The sequence below is a fragment of the Nostoc sp. EspVER01 genome, from assembly GCF_034530635.1.
GTDB lineage: Bacteria > Cyanobacteriota > Cyanobacteriia > Cyanobacteriales > Nostocaceae > Nostoc.
Window position 1 is genome coordinate 224,893 of the sequence record NZ_JAVRCS010000006.1, and the last position, 20,945, is coordinate 245,837.

Below are 20,945 nucleotides of genomic sequence, written 5' to 3' on the forward strand. Positions count from 1 at the left end.
TTTAGTTGAATCTTTCAACACTGGAACTAAAAATCGGTTCTACCCGGATTGCCACAATCCGAGAAGGGCGTACTACCATATATTCCCCTTGAATATTTTTGATCGGCACGCTAATAAAGTCATTAGAAGCAGATTTTGGCACAAGTTCGCCGCTATACCATTTCTGAAACTCTTGAATAGTAGGAAAACGTACTTCTTCTCGGTGGCCGCTTTCCAGTAGGATGTATACGGCATATTCATTTGCAGTTCTAGCCATAAAGTTGAATCATTTAAAAAACATTCAACCCATTGTTAACCACGTAACCCCCGAATGAAAAGGGTAAGCATACGGGAGCAGAGGATTTGGAGGGCATCCTTGATGGGTTAAGGTCATAAACAATTTGTCAATAAGTAATAGTGCTTAAAATTTGGCCAAGGTATATTCAAGAAGCAGATGCAGCTAAACGCCGAATTGTGTAGATAAAGCTGAGATGGATTTAATTTTTCAAGCTGAAAATCTGACAGTGAACTTTTCAGCCTCCAAAAAGTACAATCTAGATGCACGAAAGCTTCTTGCTATTGTTAGGTGTTATGGTAATGAACTCAAAGAAACATAGTCTTAGACAAAAGTTCCCCTGGCAGTTTTAGCTTGCTACCTGACGTTGATGTTCTCGATCCAAAAATGCACTCGGCTGAAATTTGGCGATCTTCTCGTCAAGAATAAAAGATTTGATATATTCAATAATCATCGTTTTGAGAGAGAACAGACCTGATTTGGCATCAATCCACGATCGCGCTTGCAGTAGTTCCAAGTTTTCCAAGAGTTCTTGGGATGAAACAGAGGATGGCATCTTTGTTCGTAGCTGTGAAAAAGAAATGGGTTGACGATTGATTGCCATGCATTGAATCGTTGCTTTAGCTGCATCCGAGAGGCGTTCAAATTCTTGATCTAAACTGTTAAGAATTGTACCAAAAACTGTAACTTTTTGTTTTAAAAATTCAGTGATGCTGCCATCAAATAACTGTTGAATCGTTGTCGCAATGCAGTTTAGCACATAGGGATTCCCTGCATAGGATTCGATTAATCGATTCCAGTTCTCTGGTGTTCCTCTAAAGATTCCTTTTGTTTTGAAAAGTTCTTGTATGTCTGTAACCTGTAATCCTTGGAGACAGAACACTCGCACAGGTCGTGTCTTTCCTTCAAGCGAGGCAATCTCATGGAATTGGACACGACTTGTCAAGATTAAACAACTTTGATGGGTAACTTCTCCCACTTTCCTAAACAACTCGCAGTACTCCCCGATGGTTGTGTTCTGAAGCCAGATATAGTCTCGACAGGCGATCTTTGGGGCGGCATATTCTTGGATAACTCTGTCAGCACCGTCTAAAACCAGTAAACAACGATGACGTTGCAAATAATGAATCAACTGTGAAATTTTGTGATTGAATGGTTTTGGCAGATCGGTTTCTTTTCCATTGGATAGGACTGCAATCAGGTCTGTTAGGAGATCGTTAACTGGAAGATTAGGGAGGAGCGATCGCCAAATCACGAACTCAAAACGATCCTGAAGTTGTTGAGCTAGTTTCACGGATACCCAGGTTTTGCCGATCCCACTCATGCCCAATATCGTAATCAGACGACAGGGTATTGGCTCATTTGTAGGAGATTCAGCTACAATCCAGTGTTTCAGGGTTGCCACTTCTTCCGTGCGTCCGCAAAAAAGGGATACATCTGGTGCTTCTCCCCAATCAATTTGATTTTGAATTTTTGTGTAGTTTTGCTGTAGGTTGATATCCTGATTGGAAAACTGATAGTCATGAGGTTCTAGTTGTAGGTTGAATGCTTGAAAACAGTACTTTAGAGTTTGCCGATCTACCCCTATTTCACAGGCAAATACCTTTGTCACTGTATCGGAGTCTAACCCCATGCGAAAGCCTAAGACTTCACGACTATAATGTTTATCGAAATTGTCATAATGTTCTGATTTAGATTTTGCATCTTGGAGTTTCTGCAATCCTTGGGGCGTTAGGATTACACCACGTCTACGGCTCCTGTGTTGTGATTTCATTGGGAACCTCAGAGGTTATAAATGTTTTTTTATGGTTTGGCATGACCGTCTGTAGCACATCTTTAAGATGTAGCAGCAAACAGAAGATAACTGGCACAATTCAGCAGTAAATAACTTAAGCTGCGAAAGCTACAAAGCTATCTACAGCTCAATCAAACCTTGATTGTAAAAGCTGAACTCATTTAAAAGATTTGTTAAATAATTATCCTAGGGAACACAGATGCGATGCACTATTGCAAATCTAAATCAGGTAAAAGTTAAAAGAAAAGATTGAATGAAGCCAATTTATCCAGCTAAATTTATGTTACTTGCTTTCTTCTTGCACCGACATTAAGTAATTTTACGGTTGGTTATTAAAACCGCGATCGCGAATTGCTGAGTTTTATAGTAGTTGCAAGGTTCTGGCTGCTTGAAACCAGAGTGAAATATTGTCAAATTCCCAGACGCGATCGCCTTTCTCTTCAGTTCTATAGAGCGATTGCTGATATCGAAACTTAACTGCTGCGATTGATATTGAAGCGTTTCGACAGAACACAGAAAATATTTTAGCTGTTGTGAAGGCGATCAAAATTTGGGCAGGGGCGGTTAAAAAATTCTTATATCTGCAACCCCTATCCACAAATTCCCTGGAAAGTGATCGCTATTCTTATGTTCGCTATAACTTCAATTATATTTTTTTGACAAACTAATATTAAGTTTTGTAACTATCGATGCTGAAATTAAGATAGTTTTGCCGAACTTAAGGAAGAAGAGAGAGTGGGGAATTAAGTTTGGCAGTGGCTGAAATAATTCTTGTGTCTAGCTTAGGAAAATCAAATTTAAGAAGTCTTTAAGTTTGTTCTTAAGTTCGTCAACTTCGGTTGAGTTAAATGGGGAAAAAGGACAGACTCAATCTATAAACGTTTTTTGGGTATCAACGAATAATTCAATCAACAGGATAGCAAGTTGTCTTGAAGTTATATCACTCAATTGAGATCGGGTTACGTCCAAGGGTTCTAGTTTTAAGATGAGTGAACTCGAATGAGCGGCATAGCTAGAGAAACTTTAATTTTTCCGCAGGATGAAATACTTGTTGTCCAATAAATTGGAAAGATATCCAACGTTTTAGGGCAGAGGAAATTGGCTGTTATGCATAAGCAATAACCGCTGACTGAACACTAGTTTACTAAATAACCAATCAAAAACACAAATTCTCAGGAGAAACTCAAATGTCTTATATCTATGGTACTGCTGGAAACGATGTATTGTATGGTGGCTATGAGGCTGACAACCTTTATGGTTCTAGTGGCGATGATGTCCTCTATGGTGGAGACGGCAACGACCGCCTTGACGGCTATGGAATCAGTGGCGTAGAATACGACACTCTGGTTGGCGGTTCTGGTTCTGATACTTTCGTTCTTGGCGGTTCTTGGGGTGTTTCTTACCAAGATTTTGGTTACGCTACCATTACTGACTGGAACCCCTATGCTGATTACATTGCAACTATTGGGAACTCTAGTCAATACTCTCTCGGTTATTCAAATTGGAGTGGCAGTTCGTTGCTTCTAGACACAGAAATTTACTATGGCAGTGAGTTGATTGCTATCGTTCAAGACACCACCAATGTCAGTCTATCCAGAGACTTCACCTTTACCTAGTCAGCACTTTGTTCGTCAAGATTGCATTCGCGCTTAAAAGTTTGCGATTGCGCGCAGCACCCGTAAGTAATACGATGATCGCATTCCTGGAGATGAGCAAAGTTGTTAGCAACACAAGCTAGTTTGCCACAGCGCTTAAAAGGGTCTCTTGACATCTGGGCTGAGGCTTTAACTTGACACCAATGACATCTTGTCCGCCCCACAAGATATTGAGAAAATTTTCATCTGCAAATTAGATGTGTTTTAGCTTACACCTTGGCGTAAATCCCACTACCACGTTTAACGGCAAGCAAGCTTCTGCCACAAGGTACGCAAAATTAGTACTGTGTGACAGAAGCGACTAAGCATCATAGATGCCAGACGCAGTTACATTAATGTTACAAGGATGTTTAGCAACCCCAACTATACGGGGTTTACTCACATCCGTGGGTTTCAAACTCTCAATTATTCTTAGATTTTGTTTGTGTATTCAAGCCAGTTTGTCTTCTCCCTACATCCCTTTGAGTACGTCCCTTTGAATGAAGGGGAGACGCTAGGTGCTATGTAGCAATCTGTGGTACTGACACCTTCACAAGCACTTTTTTGCTAAAAGACAGACCGTTTTCATTTTTGTCAATGATAATCGTGTCTCCAGAGATAAAAGTATTTTCCAATAATTTGGTGGCGAGGGGGTTTTCTACTTCTCGCTGAATTGCCCGTTTGAGTGGACGCGCACCGTAAACTGGGTCATAGCCTGATTCGACAAGGTGATCGCAGGCAGATTGGGATATCTCAAAGAAGATTTTTTGCTCGCGGAGGAGATTTTCTACCCGTTTGAGTTGGATGCGGATGATCTGCCGCATTTCCGTGCGGCTGAGGGTATGGAAGAGAATAATATCATCAACGCGGTTGAGAAATTCGGGGCGGAAATGCGATCGCAAACCTTCCATTACCCGCTTCCGCATCGTTTCATACTGGGAATCATCACCAGATATATCCAAAATATGTTCGCTACCAATGTTACTGGTCATCACAATAACGCTGTTACGAAAATCTACCGTTCTTCCCTGAGAATCAGTAATTCTCCCATCATCCAACACCTGCAATAAAATATTGAACACATCGGGGTGCGCTTTTTCCACTTCATCCAACAGCACCACTGAGTAAGGACGGCGACGAATTGCCTCGGAAAGTTGACCGCCTTCTTCATAGCCTACATATCCTGGAGGCGCTCCCACTAACCGAGAAACTGAGTGTTTTTCCATATACTCAGACATATCTAAGCGCACCAATGCATCATCAGAATCAAAGAGAAACTGAGCTAAAGCACGGGCGAGTTCGGTTTTGCCCACACCTGTAGGGCCCATGAACAAAAATGAGCCAATGGGACGAGAAGGGTCTTTCATTCCCGCACGGGCGCGGCGAATTGCGGCAGCTACTGCTTCGACAGCCTCTTCTTGCCCAATGACTCGTTGATGCAAATGACTTTCTAGTTGCAGCAATTTTTGCCGTTCCGATTCCAACAGGCGATTTACGGGAATTCCTGTCCACTTGGCGACGATTTCGGCAATATCGGCTTCGGTGACTTGTTCTCGAAGTAAAGTGGAACCTTGGTTTTGAATTTCTAAAAGGCTGGCTTCTTTGGCTTCGCGATCGTGCTGTACTCCTTCTAATTTGCCATACTTCAGTTGGGCAGCTTTATTTAGGTCATAAGCACGTTCCGCCTGTTCAATTTGCACTCGCAGGGCATCTTCTTCTTTCTTTAAGGCGCTTATAGCCTCCAATAGCTGCTTTTCGCCTTGCCATTGCTCATTAAATATTTGCTGTTTTTCCGTTAAATTGGCGATTTCTTGTTCAATGCGCTCTAAACGTTCTTTCGTTTGAGGAGTACCCTTTTCTTCGCCAGCTAATGACAGCTTTTCCATTTCTAACTGCATGAGGCGGCGATCAATGGTTTCCAATTCGGCTGGTTTGGAGGTAATCTCCATTTTCAATTGTGCTGCTGCTTCATCCACCAAATCAATAGCTTTATCTGGTAGGAAGCGATCGCTAATATAACGTGCTGATAAAGTGGCTGCTGCTACCAAAGCCGAATCAGAAATTTTGACGTTGTGATGGACTTCATAGCGTTCTTTCAATCCCCGCAGAATGGAAATAGTATTTTCCACACTTGGCTGATCCACAAATACTTGCTGGAAGCGGCGTTCTAGGGCAGCGTCTTTCTCAATATGTTTGCGGAACTCGTCTAGGGTAGTAGCGCCAATGCAACGCAGTTCTCCTCGCGCCAGCATTGGTTTGAGTAAATTTCCCGCATCCATTGCTCCTTGTTGAGTAGAACCTGCGCCGACTACGGTGTGCAGTTCGTCAATAAACAGAACAATGTCACCGTTAGATTCAGTAACTTCCTTGAGAACTGCTTTTAGGCGTTCTTCAAATTCACCTCGTAATTTTGCTCCAGCAATTAAACTGCCGATATCCAACGAAATCAATTTGCGGTTTTTCAGAGATTCAGGAACATCACCGTTTACCATCCGTTGTGCTAATGCTTCGGCGATCGCAGTCTTACCTACCCCCGGTTCACCAATTAGTACGGGGTTATTTTTGCTACGACGAGACAAGACTTGAATTACCCGCCGAATTTCATCATCCCGCCCAATCACCGGGTCGAGTTTTCCAGCTTTTGCCTGTTCTGTCAAATCTCTACCAAATTTTTGTAAGGCTTCGTAGCGGGATTCTGGGGTTTGATCTGTCACCTTTTGGCTACCGCGAACCGTTTTGATAGTAGCTTCAAGTTTAGGTGCATCCGCACTAAAGCCTTTGAGGATCTTTCGTCCAATGCGATCGTCTTCAGCAAAGGCCAAAAGTATGTGTTCCACGGAAATGTAGGAATCTTTCATCCTGACTCTAGCTTCCTCGGCTCGGTCTAGTAAAATATCTAAATTGCGGCTAAGGTAAAGTTGATCGCTTTTACCAACTTTGGGCTGTCGTTGGGTAAAAGCTTCTAGCTGTTGCTGCAAGCGGATTGGATCTACCTCAGATCGAGCCAGGATACGTATAGCTAGACTAGTTGGTTCTTCTAACAGAGCAATAATTAAATGTTCAACATCTAGTTGCTGTTGTTGATAAGCACGGACTATATCCTGAGATTTAACAATCGCTTCCCAGGCTTTATCAGTAAATTTATTTGGATCTGTAGGTTGCATCTTTAGAATTTTGGAATTTTGATTTTTAGTTGTTTATGGAGTGGAATTGGGTATTAAGTAGTCGGACACAATTAAATTCATTGGTGGAGATAGGGAACAGGTTACAGGTTACAGGAAAAAACTTGTGTAATTAATTCTGTCTGATTACTTAAGGATTGGTAAGAAAATTAAGTCTCCAGTCCCTAGTCCCTAATTATCCAAACATTGTCAGCGGATATCCGCGTGTATCTCCGGTGGCAATTTTGCATTGCTAATTGGCGATAGCTTAATTCATTACCTATTTCCTAATTTAAAACGAAAACACTGTTCTGAACGGACTTTGCCAGATGGTGTTATTGGAGCGATCGCTACGACGGGCTATTCGGCGTCGCTATTAGTGTTGCTCATCAACAAGAGTATGGAGGTAATACTAATAAGATTTACGCAGAGGAGATCACTTAACCCGCCGAAAAAGGGGAGGCAAAAATCGAAAAGTCTCGCGCGTTCGGGTTTACCGGCATGAAATGTCAATGTGTGGCAAAAGTCAATCTCCCGCGTCTAGTTCAACTTTTCAAGATATATCTTAAGCAAAACTTGCTGCCCATATCCCCGATTTATTCAAGAAGTCGGGGATCTAAATCCGAATTACTGACTCACTAGTTGCTCTTGCGATTCCTGTTTGACTGCTGACCCTTGAGTTCCTAGTTGAATCAGTTCTAGTTTATACCCGTCAGGATCTTCTACAAATGCAATTACTGTCGAACCATGTTTCATTGGCCCTGGTTCGCGTACAACCTTACCACCTTGATTGCGAATTTCTTCACACGTAGTGTAAATATCATCAACACCAAGGGCAATGTGACCGTAAGCATTACCCAATTCGTACTTTTCCACGCCCCAGTTATAGGTTAGTTCGATCACCGAGTTGTCGCTTTCGTCGCCGTAGCCAACAAAAGCCAGGGTAAATTCTCCTCCCGGATAATCTTTTCGGCGCAGTAATTTCATTCCTAGAATTTCACAGTAGAACTTTAAGGACTCTTCAAGGTTGCCCACCCGCAGCATTGTGTGTAGTAATCGCATATTGACCTTTTCTCTGTAATTGATTTAGTGTTATTCTCTGCCAACATTTTACCTAGCTCAAAGTCTTAAGGTAAAAATGCCATCAGAGAAAGAATTCAAAGGACAGGATAAACATTCCTTAGACATTTTTGGTATTTTGGCATTGATCCCTGTTCCATTAATGGAAATCTTCTTTAATCTCAGCCAATAAAGTCTCTTAAACGCCTATGCTAGCGATTGGGTTAGGCAACTGGACTGGATGCGTAACACACTCGAATAAAGGATAAAGTACAGATGAGTAAATTTCTAGATACTGCCATTGAGGCGATCGCAGCCCGTGAAATTCTTGATTCACGCGGTAGACCGACAATTGAAGCCGAAGTGCATTTAGCCAATGGTGTTGTCGGACTAGCACAAGTTCCCAGTGGTGCTTCGACTGGCACTTTTGAAGCCCACGAACTGCGTGATGGCGATAAAAGCCGTTATGGAGGAAAAGGCGTACTCAAGGCAGTACAAAATGTCAAGGAAGCACTTGCACCAAAATTACTAGGCTTGGATGTCCTCAACCAAGAACTCCTAGACCGCACGATGATCGCCATAGATGGTTCTCCTAACAAATCCAATTTGGGCGCGAATGCGATTTTGGGGGTTTCCTTAGCAGCAGCCAAAGCTGGTGCTGAATCTCTAGATATTCCTCTATATCGCTATTTGGGTGGCCCTTTAGCGAATTTGCTACCAGTGCCATTGATGAATGTGATTAACGGTGGCGCACACGCTTCAAATAACGTAGATTTTCAAGAGTTTATGATTGTCCCAATTGGTGCAACTTCCTTTCGAGAAGCATTGCGCTGGGGTGCAGAGGTGTTTGCTACCCTCAGTCAAGTATTAGATGAGAAGGGTTTGCTTACTGGTGTGGGCGATGAAGGCGGCTTTGCCCCTAACCTAGAATCTAACCAGGTGGCTTTAGAATTGCTGGTTGCTGCCATTAAGAAAGCTGGTTATAAACCAGGGGAACAAGTAGCTTTGGCGTTGGATGTGGCGGCTAGTGAATTTTACAAGAATGGTCAGTATGTTTACGATGGTAAACCTCATGCTCCGGCTGAGTTTATTGATTATTTAGGACAACTGGTTGATCAATACCCAATTGTGTCAATTGAGGATGGCTTGCACGAAGAAGATTGGCAAAGTTGGCAATTACTTACCCAGAAGTTAGGTTCGCGGGTGCAATTGGTAGGGGATGATTTGTTTGTTACCAACGCTACTCGCTTGCAAAGAGGTATCCAAGAAAAAGCCGCTAATGCCATTTTGATTAAACTCAATCAAATTGGTTCTCTTACCGAAACTTTGGAAACGATTGATTTGGCAACTCGCAATAGTATCCGTTCAGTAATTAGCCATCGTTCTGGTGAAACAGAAGATACAACGATCGCTGATTTAGCTGTAGCAACCCGTGCCGGTCAAATCAAAACAGGTTCCCTCTGTCGCAGCGAACGCGTAGCAAAATATAATCGCTTGCTGCGAATTGAAGATGAACTAGGCGATCGCGCCGTTTATGCTGGTGCTGTGGGGTTAGGACCAAAGTAGAGTTAAAAGTTAGGAGTTAGGAGTTAGGAGTTAAGAGTTTTTAATTCATAATTCATCACTTTTGACTCCTAACTGATTTACGGATAAAAACCAAGTTTGGGCAACCCCAAGGTTTCATCCCAGCCCATCATCAGGTTTAGACACTGAATAGCTTGGCCCGCCTGTCCTTTAATTAGATTGTCAATTGCTGACATGACAATTACGCGACTTGTGCGCGGGTCAACTTCTACACCGATATAACAAAGATTACTGCCATTAGCCCACTTGGTTTGCGGGTAAATGCCGCTACCGCAGATTTTCACCCAAGGAGAGTTGCGGTAGAAGGCTGAGAAAATTGTGATTAAGTCATCTCGCACTAGACCAGGATCGCTCATTTTGGCATATACCGTTGCCAAAATCCCGCGTACCATTGGGATAAGATGCGGTGTAAATTGAATCATGAGTTCGTGACCAGCTAAGTCACTACAAATTTGCTCAATTTCTGGGGTATGACGGTGACGACCGACGTTGAAAGCTGCTATCGAGTTGTCTGCTTCAGCTAGTAATAAGTTGGTTTGAGGCTGTCGTCCACTGCTAGATGTGCCTGACTTGGCATCGATAATAGCTGTTTCTGGTACAATTAAACCTTGCTTTAAGAGTGGCGAAAGTGCAAGGAGACTAGCAGTGGGATAGGAACCAGGACAGCCAATGAGTTGAGCTTCGGCAATGCGATCGCGATAAAGTTCTGGTAATCCATAAACTGCTGTCGCTGCAATTGTGCGATCGCTTCTCTCTGTACCATACCAATTTGTATAAGTTGTCAAATCACTGAACCGATAGTCTGCACTCAAATCTAGTACTTTACATCCTTTTTCCAACAGTTTGGGTGCTATTTGACAAGCCAGACCATTTGGTAAAGAAAGGAAAACTACTTCACAGCGGTGAGCAATTATTTCTGGTTCTACCGCTTCTATTAGCAGGTTAGTTGCATGAGCCAGATGCGGGTAGAGATCCCCGAAGGATTTTCCGATACTGCTTTCACCTCCTAAATAAACCAGTTCAACTTCTGGATGATCCATCAGTAATCGCACTAACTGCACTCCGCCATAGCCCGACGCGCCAACAATCCCAACGGGTACGCGTCTAAATTTGCCCATGATCTGAAATCCTTATCCCATGAATGGTTAATTCGTTCTCAGCTATCAACAATATCAGCGACCAGACGCACAGCGCACAAAACGTCTTAAACCCCTCTACTTTGTTCTGAGGAGGTAGGGGAGCAAAGAAACGATTATTATTCTTCCTCATCCCCTTCATGCTTAATTTCATGTCGCTGCACTTTATCGCCGCTTTTAATAGCAAAAATTTTTGCCCCGTTATCAAATCATTGCTAGTCTACTTCTCTGCCTTATAAAGGAGCTACAATCTAAAAGAAGAAATTGTTAAAAAAATTTACGTTTATAGCTGGAAATCTTTCTGTGTCACAGCCTAATCCTACCCAAGCTTTTAAATTTGATTCGATTGATGCCGCTTTAGCAGACCTAAAAGCTGGTCGCGTCATTGTAGTGGTAGATGATGAAAATAGAGAAAATGAAGGCGACTTAATTTGTGCTGCCCAATTTGCCACACCCGACATGATTAATTTCATGGCGGTGGAAGCGAGAGGACTAATTTGTTTGGCAATGACAGGCGATCGCCTAGACGAGCTAGACTTACCCTTGATGGTAAGCAACATTACAGATACTAACCAAACTGCTTTCACTGTCAGTATTGATGCCGGGCCAGAATTAGGTGTCACCACAGGCATTTCAGCAGAAGACCGCGCCCGAACTATCCAGGTTACTCTTAACCCAGCCACAAAACCTACCGATTTACGTCGTCCTGGTCATATTTTTCCCATTCGCGCTAAGGCTGGAGGCGTACTCAAACGCGCAGGACATACGGAAGCGGCTGTGGACTTAGCTAGACTAGCAGGGCTATACCCGGCGGGGGTAATTTGTGAAATTCAAAACTCCGATGGTTCAATGGCGCGGTTGCAGCAGTTAGTTGAATACGCTAAACGTCACAATTTAAAAATTATTAGTATTGCGGATTTAATAAGTTATCGCCTACAGCACGATCGCTTAGTGTATCGTGAGGTGATTACTAAACTGCCTAGTCAATTCGGTCAGTTTGAAATTTACGCCTATCGCCATACTCTGGATAATACAGAACACGTTGCAATTGTCAAGGGCGATCCAGCTAACTTCAAAGATGAGCCTGTGATGGTGCGGATGCACTCAGAATGCTTAACTGGTGACGCTTTGGGGTCTTTGCGCTGCGATTGTCGGATGCAGCTTGAAGCTGCACTGAAAATGATTGAGGCTGCTGGTCAAGGTGTAGTTGTATACCTGCGTCAAGAAGGGCGGGGAATCGGCTTGATTAATAAGCTGAAAGCCTACTCGTTGCAGGATATGGGACTGGATACAGTGGAAGCTAATGAGCGTTTGGGATTTCCTGCTGACTTGCGAGACTACGGTATGGGGGCACAAATGCTCATGGACTTGGGCATCAAAAAGATTCGCTTGATTACCAATAATCCTCGCAAAATTGCTGGAGTCAAGGGTTATGGGTTGGAAGTAGTTGATCGCGTGCCATTGTTAATTGAGGCAACCGATTACAATTCCTATTATCTGGCGACAAAGGCGAAAAAGCTGGGTCACATGCTATTACAGACTTATCTGGTGACAGTAGCAATCCACTGGCAAGATGACCCGGAAGTTGTGACGGAACGTTATGAACGCTTAGAGAAACTGCGACACTTAGCGAAAAGTAACGATCTATTGTTGCAGGAAGAAGCGCGTCCCTTAGCGATCGCTATATTTGACGAGCCATCTCTAACAGTACACTTGGGTTTCGATCAGGCAAAAGTTGCTAGCTGTGACTGGTATCAGCAGAGTGGTCATCCTTATATACAAGCTATCTTCCAAATTCTGGACAACCTCGCAACTTTGCCATACATCCAAAAACTAGAATTTCTGATTTCTTCTGGTTGCGATCCTTTGAGTAATTTACAAGTCCAACTAGATCGGCAGATATTCACCGATGGTACACTGCCTTCATCGATTAGCGATCGCTTGGAGACGCAGCAAATTTACAGCTTTAGCAAATAGCCACGCATCAGGTCATGTTTTTTGTTGCTTATGGCATTGACTCAATCAATGCCCTTAACACTTTGTTGACCAAACCAATTCTGGTGTGGTGAAAGCCTGAGCCACATCTTCATCTAAGACCACAAATTTTAATTGTTGGGACTACAAAGAAAATCAATGAGAGCAATCAAAATTATTGTTGAAAAACATAATGACGGTTACGTAGCATATCCCTTGGGTATCAAGGGGGTTGTAGTTGGTGAAGGTGACAGCTATGAAGAAGCACTAGCTGATGTTAAATCTGCTATCCACTGCCATATAGAGATATTTGGTCAAGAGGTTTTAGAAGAGGAATCACCAGTCCTAGAAGCTTTTGTGGCAGAAGCTGAGGTTCCTATTTAATGATTAAATTTCCAGTAGATGCATCTAAAACTAAAGTAATTAAGACATTAGAATTTCTGGGATTTACTGTTATTAGAGAGCGGGAACATATTGTTATGGAGCGAGAAAACGAAGATGGAACAAAAACTCCACTGACTATGCCTAACCATTCTCAAATTAAAGGTTCGACGTTGAGATCCATCTGTACTCAAGCAGGTATATCAAGAGAAGATTTTTTATCTGCTTATGAGCAAATCTGAAAGCAATATTGCTCGGTTAAGACTAAAAAATAGAAATGTGTAGCGAATTAGGCGATCGCTTTGGGACTGAAGTTCAATTATAAAACTCCCATTACAGATACTTTTGCTTTTGCACCAACCGCTCATCTAGCATGGCTTTCACTTCTTCATCTGTAGGTGGCAGCGTGTCAGTCTTTGCAATGCCAATTAAACTCGCAGCTAAACCCTTTGGCTTTGGTGTTGGCTGGAGTTTTGGTTGGAGCGATGGCATCAATGTATTGATTAACTGCCAACGATCCTCGGCAGATAATCTCAGTGCTTGATCTTCAAGTTCACGTAAAGTCATGGTAATAATTTCTAACAGAAAGCGTTGGATTATCAGAAGAAGACGGCTTGCGATGCAACAAGATTATTATGCTGTCTCGCCGTTTGTTGCTTGTGGCATTGACTCAATCATAGAATTTTTCCGCACAACAACTTTATTTAGGGTATTGAACGGAAATTTTCTGGATAATATTCGATGGAAGAATGCCCTAAAATTAATAATGAGTTGCCGACTTGCGATGATGCACAGCTGTAACGCCATCAGTATCTAACAATTTGCCACTCTCGACAGTTGCATAAACCAGCCAGTGGTCGCCAGATTCCATCCGATTTTGTACGGAACATTCGAGATATGCTAGAGCATCCGTAAGTATGGGAGAACCGCTTTCTGTTTCTTGGGCGGCGACATCAGCAAATCGGTCTTGTCCTGGCCCAAAAGGTTTGAGGAAGTGCTTCATCAATCCCAAATGATTCCCTTCTTTAAGGATGTTGAGGACAAATTTGTTTCCTGTATGCGTCAGTGTTTCTACTGCCCGGTCTTTGGCAACAGCGATGGTTAAACCAGGTGGGCTAAAGCTGGCTTGAGATACCCAAGAAGCTAACATAGCACTAGAGCGATCGCCTTCTTTGGCTGTAAGAACACAAAGAGAACCCACAATCCGACCAACTGCTTGTTCTACAGTTGTTGCAGGAAGACTCTGCGATCGCACTTTTCTCGCTTTCTTCAGTGCTTGGGCAAAGTCGGTTCCAGCTTCTTCACACAATTGTAAGGTGGCATCGTCGGGTTTGAATTTGACGCGGATGGTATCAAAACCAAATCGATAGCCAGCATCTTTTAATTTACTCTCAATTAAATCAACCGCTTCCCCACTCCAGCCAAAGGAACCAAAAGCACCAGCAAGTTTATTATTAGTAGCGGTGGATAACACAATTCCTAGAGCTGTTTGTACAGGTGTCGGTGCATGACCACCAAGGGTAGGAGAACCAATGATGAAACCACCTGCTTTTTCCACAGCCGCCCGGATTTCTTCTGGTTCAGTAAATTCGCAGTTAATGGATTCTACAGCGACGCCAGCTTTTGTAATCCCACGAGCGATCGCTTGGGCTAAGGTTGCCGTATTCCCATAAGCTGATGCATAAATTAACGCTACTGTCAAGTCAGCAGAAGTTTGTTGTTGACTCCACTCCCGATAAGCTTTGGTCAGTTCGATTAAGCCATAGCGCACCAAAGGCCCGTGTCCATTGGCATACATTCGTACAGGAAAATCGACAAGTTTATCCAGCGCTGTTTCAACTTGACGGGCGTGAGGAGCCATGAGGCAATCAAAATAATAGCGCCGATCCTCGTTATATACTTCCCAGCCTTCATCAAATACCTGATCTCCGCAAACGTGCGCCCCAAATAACTTATCTGTGTACAGAATTTCTGTTTGTGGATCGTAGGTGCTGAGTTGATCTGCATAGCGGGGATTGGGGATGGGAATAAATTGTAAATTATGCCCATTACCCAAATCTAGAGTTTCTTCGCCCCGCATCACGAGAATTTGCAAGTCTGGATTTTCCAGCGCCGCACGTAAATTTATCGCCCCTGGATTAGAACACACAAAGGTGATTTGCGGGGCAATTTCTAACAAAGCTTTTAAAGTTGCAGCCCGGTTAGGATTTACGTGTCCCAAAATTACATAATCTAAATCTTCAAAATGGAAACGCTGCTGTAAAGCTTCTAAATAAATTTGCGTAAACGTTTCCCCTGGAGGATCGATGATGGCGGTTTTCTCACTTTCGATTAAATAAGAATTAGCAGTTGTACCCTTAGCAAGAGCATATTCAATTTCAAATCTCAGCCTTGACCAACTGCGCGATCGCAGTATTCTTGTATCTGTAGCAATGGGAAAAACTTGAACGTCACGGGGTTTATTTTTTGACATAGGTAAAACAAGAGTTAGGAGTTAAGAGTTAGGAGTTCTGAATTCTGAGTTAGGAGTTCTGAGTTCTGAGTTCTAAGTTAGGAGTTCTGAGTTCTGAGTTCTGAGTTGAAGAAAGTCGTTAATCTAAATCTTTTAACTTCCGTTGTACAGACGATATTTTTTGTTAAACTCGCCTCTACAACTCCTAACTCCTAACTCCTAACTCCTAACTTTTTAGTAATGGTTGCCAACTTTACGGTGATGCACAGCAGTCAAACTTTCTGGTTTAGAAACCCGTCCCGCGTAGACTGTGCTGTATACTGCCCAATGGTCGCCGCAATCCATTCTGCTGATGACTTCGCACTCCATGTAGGCGAGGGCGTCGTTGAGTATGGGCGCACCGTTTTCGGCTGGCTGAGTTCTCACACCTTCAAAACGATCAGCACCAGGGGCGAACCGTTTCAAAAAGTGTTTCATTAATGGTTGGAAATTGCCTTCTTCTAAGACATTGAGAACAAAGCGATCGCCTACTTGCATGAGTGATTCAATTGCCCGATCTTTGGCGACTGCAATGGAGAATCCCAATGGTTTGAAGCTAGCTTGAGCAACCCAAGAGGCTAGCATCGCACTTGATACATCGCCTTTTTTGGCAGTAATAATATATAATCCGCCGCTAATTCTACCTAATGCTTTATCTAAGTCAGCACCAAGGGATTTCATGGCTTTGATAGTGCGATCGCGTGTTACCCATTGAGCTAAGTCTGTACCCGCTTCTTCACACAACTTGTAGGTATTTTCTGTGGGCGTTTGTTTAATCCGAATCGCTGGAAAAACTGTTGTCAAACCCAAATTGCGAAATTTACTCAGCAAAGGATCTATTGGCTCATCATCGCCACCACCGGTTTCAAAGACGCCGATAGCTTGCTTTTCTTTGGCAGCTCCTAAAACTGTGCTGAGTGCAGCTTGGATACTAGAAGCACCAGAAGCCGGAGGTAATCCAACGATTAGTCCAGCACAGCGGCCAACTAGTTCCCGCAGTTCTTGTAAATCTACTTCAGATCCCAAATCGACAATTTCCACTGCGACACCGGTTTTACCGATACCGTTGGCAATTGCTTGCGCAAGGCGATCGCTATATCCGTATTCGGAAACGTAAAATATTCCAACTGCCGTTTCTGCCTTGGTTTGGCTTTGGCTCCAAGTGCGATAACGTCCAACTAGTTCTTCAACATTGTGAGATAATAATGGCCCGTGTCCTGTGGCAATCATGTCGATGGTTTTCAGTTCTGCCATCCGCTTCATGGCAGACAGAACTGATCGGGCATTCGGCCCCATCAAGCAATCGTAGTAGTAATGAAAGTCTTCTTCGATCGCTGCTAAGTTTTCATCAAAGGTGCTATCTGAGCAATAGTGCAGCCCAAAGGCATCGCAGGTGTAGAGAACTTTGGTTTTGTGGTCGAAACTGAAAATGGTATCCGGCCAATGTAAATTTGGAGCAATCACGAATTCAAATTCATGGCCATTGCCCAAATCTAAGCGATCGCCATTTTTCACAATCCGCCGTTTAAATGGCTGATGTACTAAATCTTCAAGAAACTGAATCGCCACTTTAGAACCGACAACGGTTATTTCTGGAGCCATTTGCAGCAAATCTTTAACTAAACCGCTATGGTCTGGTTCAGTGTGGCTGATAATTAAATAATCAATCTCTGTTGGGTTGATTAATCCGGTGAGCGTATCAAAGTATAGTTGACGAAACTTTTCGTGGGAGGTATCAACTAAAGCAGTCTGCTCTCCACGGATGAGAAACGAGTTATAAGTAGTACCGTTTTGCAGACCAAACTCAATATCGAAGCGATCGCGATCCCAATCCAAAGAGCGAATAGCCGTCGTCTCTTGAGCAATCTCTACAGTCTGTATGGTGAGCCGTTTTTCAGTTTTTTCGGTGAGTGCTACCATAACTCCCTCCTTGACACAATGAGTATTTGTTCCTCTTCTTTTATTGTGACACGGCTTGAATGTTAATTTTTATTAAAAAATCTATAGTTTACTTAAAAAAATCAAAAGTGTGAAACCACAGAGGCACAGAGAGGAAATTTGGCTAGCCTTAGAAATTGGGAATTCTCGGCTGCATTGGGCATTGTTTATTGGCGAGACACTTTACTCAGCTTGGGATACCGACTATTTCCCTGAGTCTGTCATACAACATCTAGCTGAATGTCAAACCCTAGATGATTTATTACTAGCAATTTCTCCACCCCATCAACAAGGTAATTTTCTCACAAATACTCCACCCCTTTGCGCTTTTGTCTCTCTGCCACCCTGTCCTGTCCTCCTCGCCTCGGTAGTTCCCAGCCAAACTGCTATTTGGCAAACTTACCCAAATGTTCGCATTATTACCTTAGAGCAAATACCACTAAAAGGCGTGTATCCCACACTGGGAATTGACCGCGCTTTAGCTTTGTGGGGTGCAGGGAATACTTGGGGTTTTCCTATGATGGTAATTGATACTGGAACAGCGCTAACTTTCACGGCTGCGGATGCTAATGAGTGTCTAGTTGGAGGTGCAATTTTGCCAGGCTTAGGTTTGCAATTTACAACTCTAGGTCAACAAACAGGACAATTACCATTTGTGGAAATGCAAACTTTTCCGTCTCTACCAGCACGTTTTGCTCTCAATACTAAAGAAGCAATTCAAAGCGGAGTAATTTACACAGTATTAGCTGGAATTAAAGATTTTATTGAGGCGTGGGAGGATTTATTTCCTGATGGAAAAGTTGCGATTAAAGGGGGCGATCGCACTTTCTTGATTAACTATTTGCAAGCCTTATATCCTGCGATTGCAGCACATTTAATTGTGGAACCAAATTTGATTTTTTTGGGAATGCGGGAACTAGTAATGGAGAATAAGGAATAGGAATCATCTTTTTCACGGCAAAGAGACAATCCAAAGTCCAGATAGCATAGAATTAAAGGAATATGTGTAGTGGATTGGCAACAAACTCTGAATGAGCTAGTTTAACTCGTTGAAATTATGGTTTTTTAAAATACCTTGAATAAACTCCCGAATATCTATCGCCACAACCTCAGCACAAGATTCTGGTAAGTCATTTCCGGCATGGCCAATCATTTTCAACTCCACTTTCGGCATCAGTTGAGCATAAACACGGCTTCTGGCTAAAGCATCTGGGGTATCTTGGCCACCTTGTAAAATAAAAACTGGGACATCTATCATGTAAAGCTGCTTGTGCAGTAATTCCGCCTCAATTTCTACTTGTCGCCGTTTGAAAAGTAACTGGCAACCTATGGGATACGGCAGTAGCGCTTGACGCAACTGCAAGTCTTGCGCAATTTTTTCATGCCAACCCAGGATTTTAGTCAAGGGGGTTAGCGATCGCAACAATTTAACTACTAGTGGTGGATAATTCAATAATCGCCGCATCTTCTGGCAATATTCTTCTTGTCCTGCTATCTCCACGCCCTCTGGTGCTAGCAGTACTACACCATCAACTTTCTCTGGATACTTTAAAGCATAGCTAGCAGCAATCCAACCCCCAAGAGAATGCCCCACTAAATATACTTTTTCTAGCTTCACAGCTTGCAAAAATTCAGCTAAACATTCAACTTGTAAATCTATCGAATGGTGGATATTGGGATTTTCTGATTCGCCAAATCCTAACAAATCAGGTGCAAAACAATGAAAATCTTGTGCAAGGGATTCCATCACAGATAACCATTGACTGCTCTCATTCCAAGCACCATGTAAAAAAATTATAGGAGTTTTTTCACCGACTTCACGCCAGAAAAGTAGCCCTTGCGAGAGCTTTCTCCGGGAGTTACGGAATAGTGTATCCATTTTATTTAGTAGTTAACTTGAAGCACCATAATAAATAGTCATTAGTCATTAGCATCTGACAAATAACTAATGACTAATGAAAAAAATATTGTTATGCCAGTGTTGTCAAGCCATTCAAGTAGTCTTGCAACTGCCGAGTATGGTCGTGAGACATCTTTTCTGAAGGTAGTAAACTGGGAGAGAAAGCTTGGATTTCCATAACTTCTAAAGTGTCTTGAATCTCCATTGTCCCATACACTTCGGCTTCAACCACAATACAAATTGAATGGATTCTGGGATCGCGGTCTGGTGCAGAGTAAACTCCTACCAAACGGTTAATTTTCACCAATTCTAGCCCGGTTTCCTCCATCAATTCCCGACGAACTGTATTGGGAATATCTTCTCCCCAATCCACAATCCCTCCAGGCAATGACCAAAGACCATTGTCGCGCCGCCGGATTAGTACAATCCGACCATCGGGTAAAATTGGGATGATACTAGTGCCAGTAATGGGATGACGAAATATTATACCCAATACTGTTTGTCCAATACGCCATAAGCTACGTGTGGACTCTACAGCTGCCGGAAAAAAAGCAATAACGTTCAATCTTCAAAATTTATGTGTTGTATTCTATAGTTCCCTACCACTTAACATAGACTCAACTAATAAAATTTTTGCTGAGTTTTGTTTTATACAAAAATGTTTGTGGCTTGAGATTTTATTCTCACGATTTACGTAGAATACTATCAATTCTAACATCAAGTTTCAAGAGAAGCACTGTGTTTATATATACATAATATTTCTTGAATCAGGTAAATTTTCAGTTGATAGCTAGCATTAGTGCTGTTGAAACTAGCTGTTACTAATAGATTTTTAGAACACATTAAAAGAAATAATATGAATAATAAGTCGAAATCCAAAATTATGAATTCTGAATTTATAAGAGGCAATTAAGTCGGGTTTAAAACCTACAATTAATTAAAGATAGCTAAATCAAATATTTAGACTCTATACTGAAACCCACCTATGCCTTCTGAATTATTTCTTAATAATATCGGTTTGTTTCAAGAACAACAACTAATGAGCTAATTTCCAATCTATTTAATAGATTAGAATCTCAGAAAAGAAATTTTTCATCTTGCTAGCAGGGAAAATTCATAATTTTTATTGACAAAGTTAGGTATAATGCGATAGACTAGTACACTGTTTAAAGCGTATTTATTGCTGCACTAGGTTAAAAGTATATCAATAACATTGGTAGCTAATATTGCCTACGTGATGCCTAGTTGCTACTTTTTTGTTGTTTATTAATAGAGGTGAACATGGCCAAGCGCCGTAACCCGAAAAAAGAAAAGGCGCTACGTAACCAGGCGTATGCCAGAAAGTTTCGTAAACGAACTACGACAGGAAGAATGCAGAGAAGGTTCCAACAAAGACCACCGAAGAGTGAAGAAGAAGAAGGCGCAGCAACAGCAGCTGACACTGACTAAGCTCTCTGCTTAAAGCCTTTTTATTTAGATTATTTATCTTTTAGGGCGCACATTTATTTGTACGCCCTTATTTATTTTGGGGATTGGGGCATTGGGCATAGAGAAAAGATAAGGGAAACAAGGGAGAGATTTATTCCAAAACTCCCCTTGTCTCCTTTTCCCCAGTCCC

Annotated in this window: 18 protein-coding genes; 7 read left to right on the forward strand and 11 right to left on the reverse strand. The window is 42.4% G+C overall.

What is annotated here, in order from left to right; genetic code table 11:
- Position 1 precedes the first annotated feature (1 nt).
- The 3 genes from RMX69_RS07960 to RMX69_RS07970 all read right to left on the reverse strand — a co-directional run bounded on the left by RMX69_RS07960 (position 2) and on the right by RMX69_RS07970 (position 2,583).
- Positions 2 to 256 carry a hypothetical protein gene (locus RMX69_RS07960; protein ID WP_094348386.1) on the reverse strand — a complete coding sequence of 85 codons (255 nt, stop codon included), beginning with the start codon at positions 254 to 256 and terminating at the stop codon, positions 2 to 4.
- A 367-nt stretch (positions 257 to 623) separates the two neighbouring features.
- Positions 624 to 2,048 carry an NB-ARC domain-containing protein gene (locus tag RMX69_RS07965; RefSeq protein WP_322637105.1) on the reverse strand — a complete coding sequence of 475 codons (1,425 nt, stop codon included), beginning with the start codon at positions 2,046 to 2,048 and terminating at the stop codon, positions 624 to 626.
- A 382-nt stretch (positions 2,049 to 2,430) separates the two neighbouring features.
- The gene (locus RMX69_RS07970) at positions 2,431 to 2,583 is read right to left on the reverse strand and encodes a hypothetical protein (RefSeq protein WP_322637106.1); all 153 of its coding nucleotides are present in this window, start codon (positions 2,581 to 2,583) and stop codon (positions 2,431 to 2,433) included.
- Between the two features lie 673 nt (positions 2,584 to 3,256).
- Between RMX69_RS07970 and RMX69_RS07975 the strand changes: the two genes are divergently transcribed.
- Positions 3,257 to 3,685 (forward strand): calcium-binding protein, encoded by a 429-nt coding sequence (locus RMX69_RS07975; RefSeq protein WP_289796785.1) that lies wholly within the window; start codon positions 3,257 to 3,259, stop codon positions 3,683 to 3,685.
- A gap of 539 nt (positions 3,686 to 4,224) precedes the next feature.
- Here RMX69_RS07975 and clpB read toward each other — a convergent pair.
- The gene (gene clpB, locus RMX69_RS07980) at positions 4,225 to 6,867 is read right to left on the reverse strand and encodes an ATP-dependent chaperone ClpB (RefSeq protein WP_289796786.1); all 2,643 of its coding nucleotides are present in this window, start codon (positions 6,865 to 6,867) and stop codon (positions 4,225 to 4,227) included.
- Between the two features lie 624 nt (positions 6,868 to 7,491).
- Positions 7,492 to 7,926: a lactoylglutathione lyase gene (gene gloA / locus RMX69_RS07985; protein ID WP_069072598.1), complete on the reverse strand. Its 435-nt coding sequence runs from the start codon at positions 7,924 to 7,926 to the stop codon at positions 7,492 to 7,494.
- Positions 7,927 to 8,199: 273 nt separating this feature from the next.
- On the opposite strand from gloA, the gene eno reads away from it, so the two are divergent.
- Positions 8,200 to 9,489 (forward strand): phosphopyruvate hydratase, encoded by a 1,290-nt coding sequence (gene eno, locus RMX69_RS07990; RefSeq protein WP_069072599.1) that lies wholly within the window; start codon positions 8,200 to 8,202, stop codon positions 9,487 to 9,489.
- 77 nt (positions 9,490 to 9,566) lie between these two features.
- Here the strand turns inward: eno and argC are convergent, their stop codons facing one another.
- Entirely contained in the window at positions 9,567 to 10,625 is a 1,059-nt protein-coding gene (gene argC / locus RMX69_RS07995) for an N-acetyl-gamma-glutamyl-phosphate reductase (protein WP_289796788.1), read from the reverse strand.
- 321 nt (positions 10,626 to 10,946) lie between these two features.
- Between argC and ribBA the strand changes: the two genes are divergently transcribed.
- From ribBA to RMX69_RS08010, 3 genes are all read left to right on the forward strand, one after another.
- Positions 10,947 to 12,620, forward strand: a complete 1,674-nt coding sequence (gene ribBA / locus RMX69_RS08000; RefSeq protein ID WP_322637107.1) for a bifunctional 3,4-dihydroxy-2-butanone-4-phosphate synthase/GTP cyclohydrolase II — start codon at positions 10,947 to 10,949, stop codon at positions 12,618 to 12,620.
- A 156-nt stretch (positions 12,621 to 12,776) separates the two neighbouring features.
- The gene (locus RMX69_RS08005; RefSeq protein WP_292755533.1) at positions 12,777 to 13,001 is read left to right on the forward strand and encodes a type II toxin-antitoxin system HicB family antitoxin; all 225 of its coding nucleotides are present in this window, start codon (positions 12,777 to 12,779) and stop codon (positions 12,999 to 13,001) included.
- The gene (locus tag RMX69_RS08010) at positions 13,001 to 13,240 is read left to right on the forward strand and encodes a type II toxin-antitoxin system HicA family toxin (RefSeq protein ID WP_322637108.1); all 240 of its coding nucleotides are present in this window, start codon (positions 13,001 to 13,003) and stop codon (positions 13,238 to 13,240) included. Before RMX69_RS08005 ends, RMX69_RS08010 begins: the two co-directional genes overlap by 1 nt.
- A 91-nt stretch (positions 13,241 to 13,331) precedes the next feature.
- Here RMX69_RS08010 and RMX69_RS08015 read toward each other — a convergent pair whose 3' ends face one another.
- From RMX69_RS08015 to RMX69_RS08025, 3 genes are all read right to left on the reverse strand, one after another.
- The gene (locus RMX69_RS08015; RefSeq protein WP_322637109.1) at positions 13,332 to 13,565 is read right to left on the reverse strand and encodes a hypothetical protein; all 234 of its coding nucleotides are present in this window, start codon (positions 13,563 to 13,565) and stop codon (positions 13,332 to 13,334) included.
- A 193-nt stretch (positions 13,566 to 13,758) separates the two neighbouring features.
- Positions 13,759 to 15,471 carry a diflavin flavoprotein gene (locus RMX69_RS08020; protein WP_322637110.1) on the reverse strand — a complete coding sequence of 571 codons (1,713 nt, stop codon included), beginning with the start codon at positions 15,469 to 15,471 and terminating at the stop codon, positions 13,759 to 13,761.
- 213 nt (positions 15,472 to 15,684) lie between these two features.
- Complete coding sequence (locus RMX69_RS08025; protein ID WP_322637111.1) at positions 15,685 to 17,409, reverse strand: diflavin flavoprotein; 1,725 nt, start codon at positions 17,407 to 17,409, stop codon at positions 15,685 to 15,687.
- Between the two features lie 109 nt (positions 17,410 to 17,518).
- On the opposite strand from RMX69_RS08025, the gene RMX69_RS08030 reads away from it, so the two are divergent.
- Entirely contained in the window at positions 17,519 to 18,367 is an 849-nt protein-coding gene (locus RMX69_RS08030) for a pantothenate kinase (RefSeq protein WP_322637112.1), read from the forward strand.
- Positions 18,368 to 18,463: 96 nt separating this feature from the next.
- Here the strand turns inward: RMX69_RS08030 and RMX69_RS08035 are convergent, their stop codons facing one another.
- Both RMX69_RS08035 and RMX69_RS08040 read right to left on the reverse strand, forming a co-directional pair.
- Positions 18,464 to 19,306 carry an alpha/beta hydrolase gene (locus RMX69_RS08035; protein ID WP_322637113.1) on the reverse strand — a complete coding sequence of 281 codons (843 nt, stop codon included), beginning with the start codon at positions 19,304 to 19,306 and terminating at the stop codon, positions 18,464 to 18,466.
- A gap of 91 nt (positions 19,307 to 19,397) precedes the next feature.
- Positions 19,398 to 19,892 (reverse strand): NUDIX hydrolase, encoded by a 495-nt coding sequence (locus RMX69_RS08040; protein WP_094348491.1) that lies wholly within the window; start codon positions 19,890 to 19,892, stop codon positions 19,398 to 19,400.
- Positions 19,893 to 20,608: 716 nt separating this feature from the next.
- Between RMX69_RS08040 and RMX69_RS08045 the strand changes: the two genes are divergently transcribed.
- Complete coding sequence (locus RMX69_RS08045) at positions 20,609 to 20,776, forward strand: hypothetical protein (protein ID WP_012412073.1); 168 nt, start codon at positions 20,609 to 20,611, stop codon at positions 20,774 to 20,776.
- Positions 20,777 to 20,945: the final 169 nt, after the last annotated feature.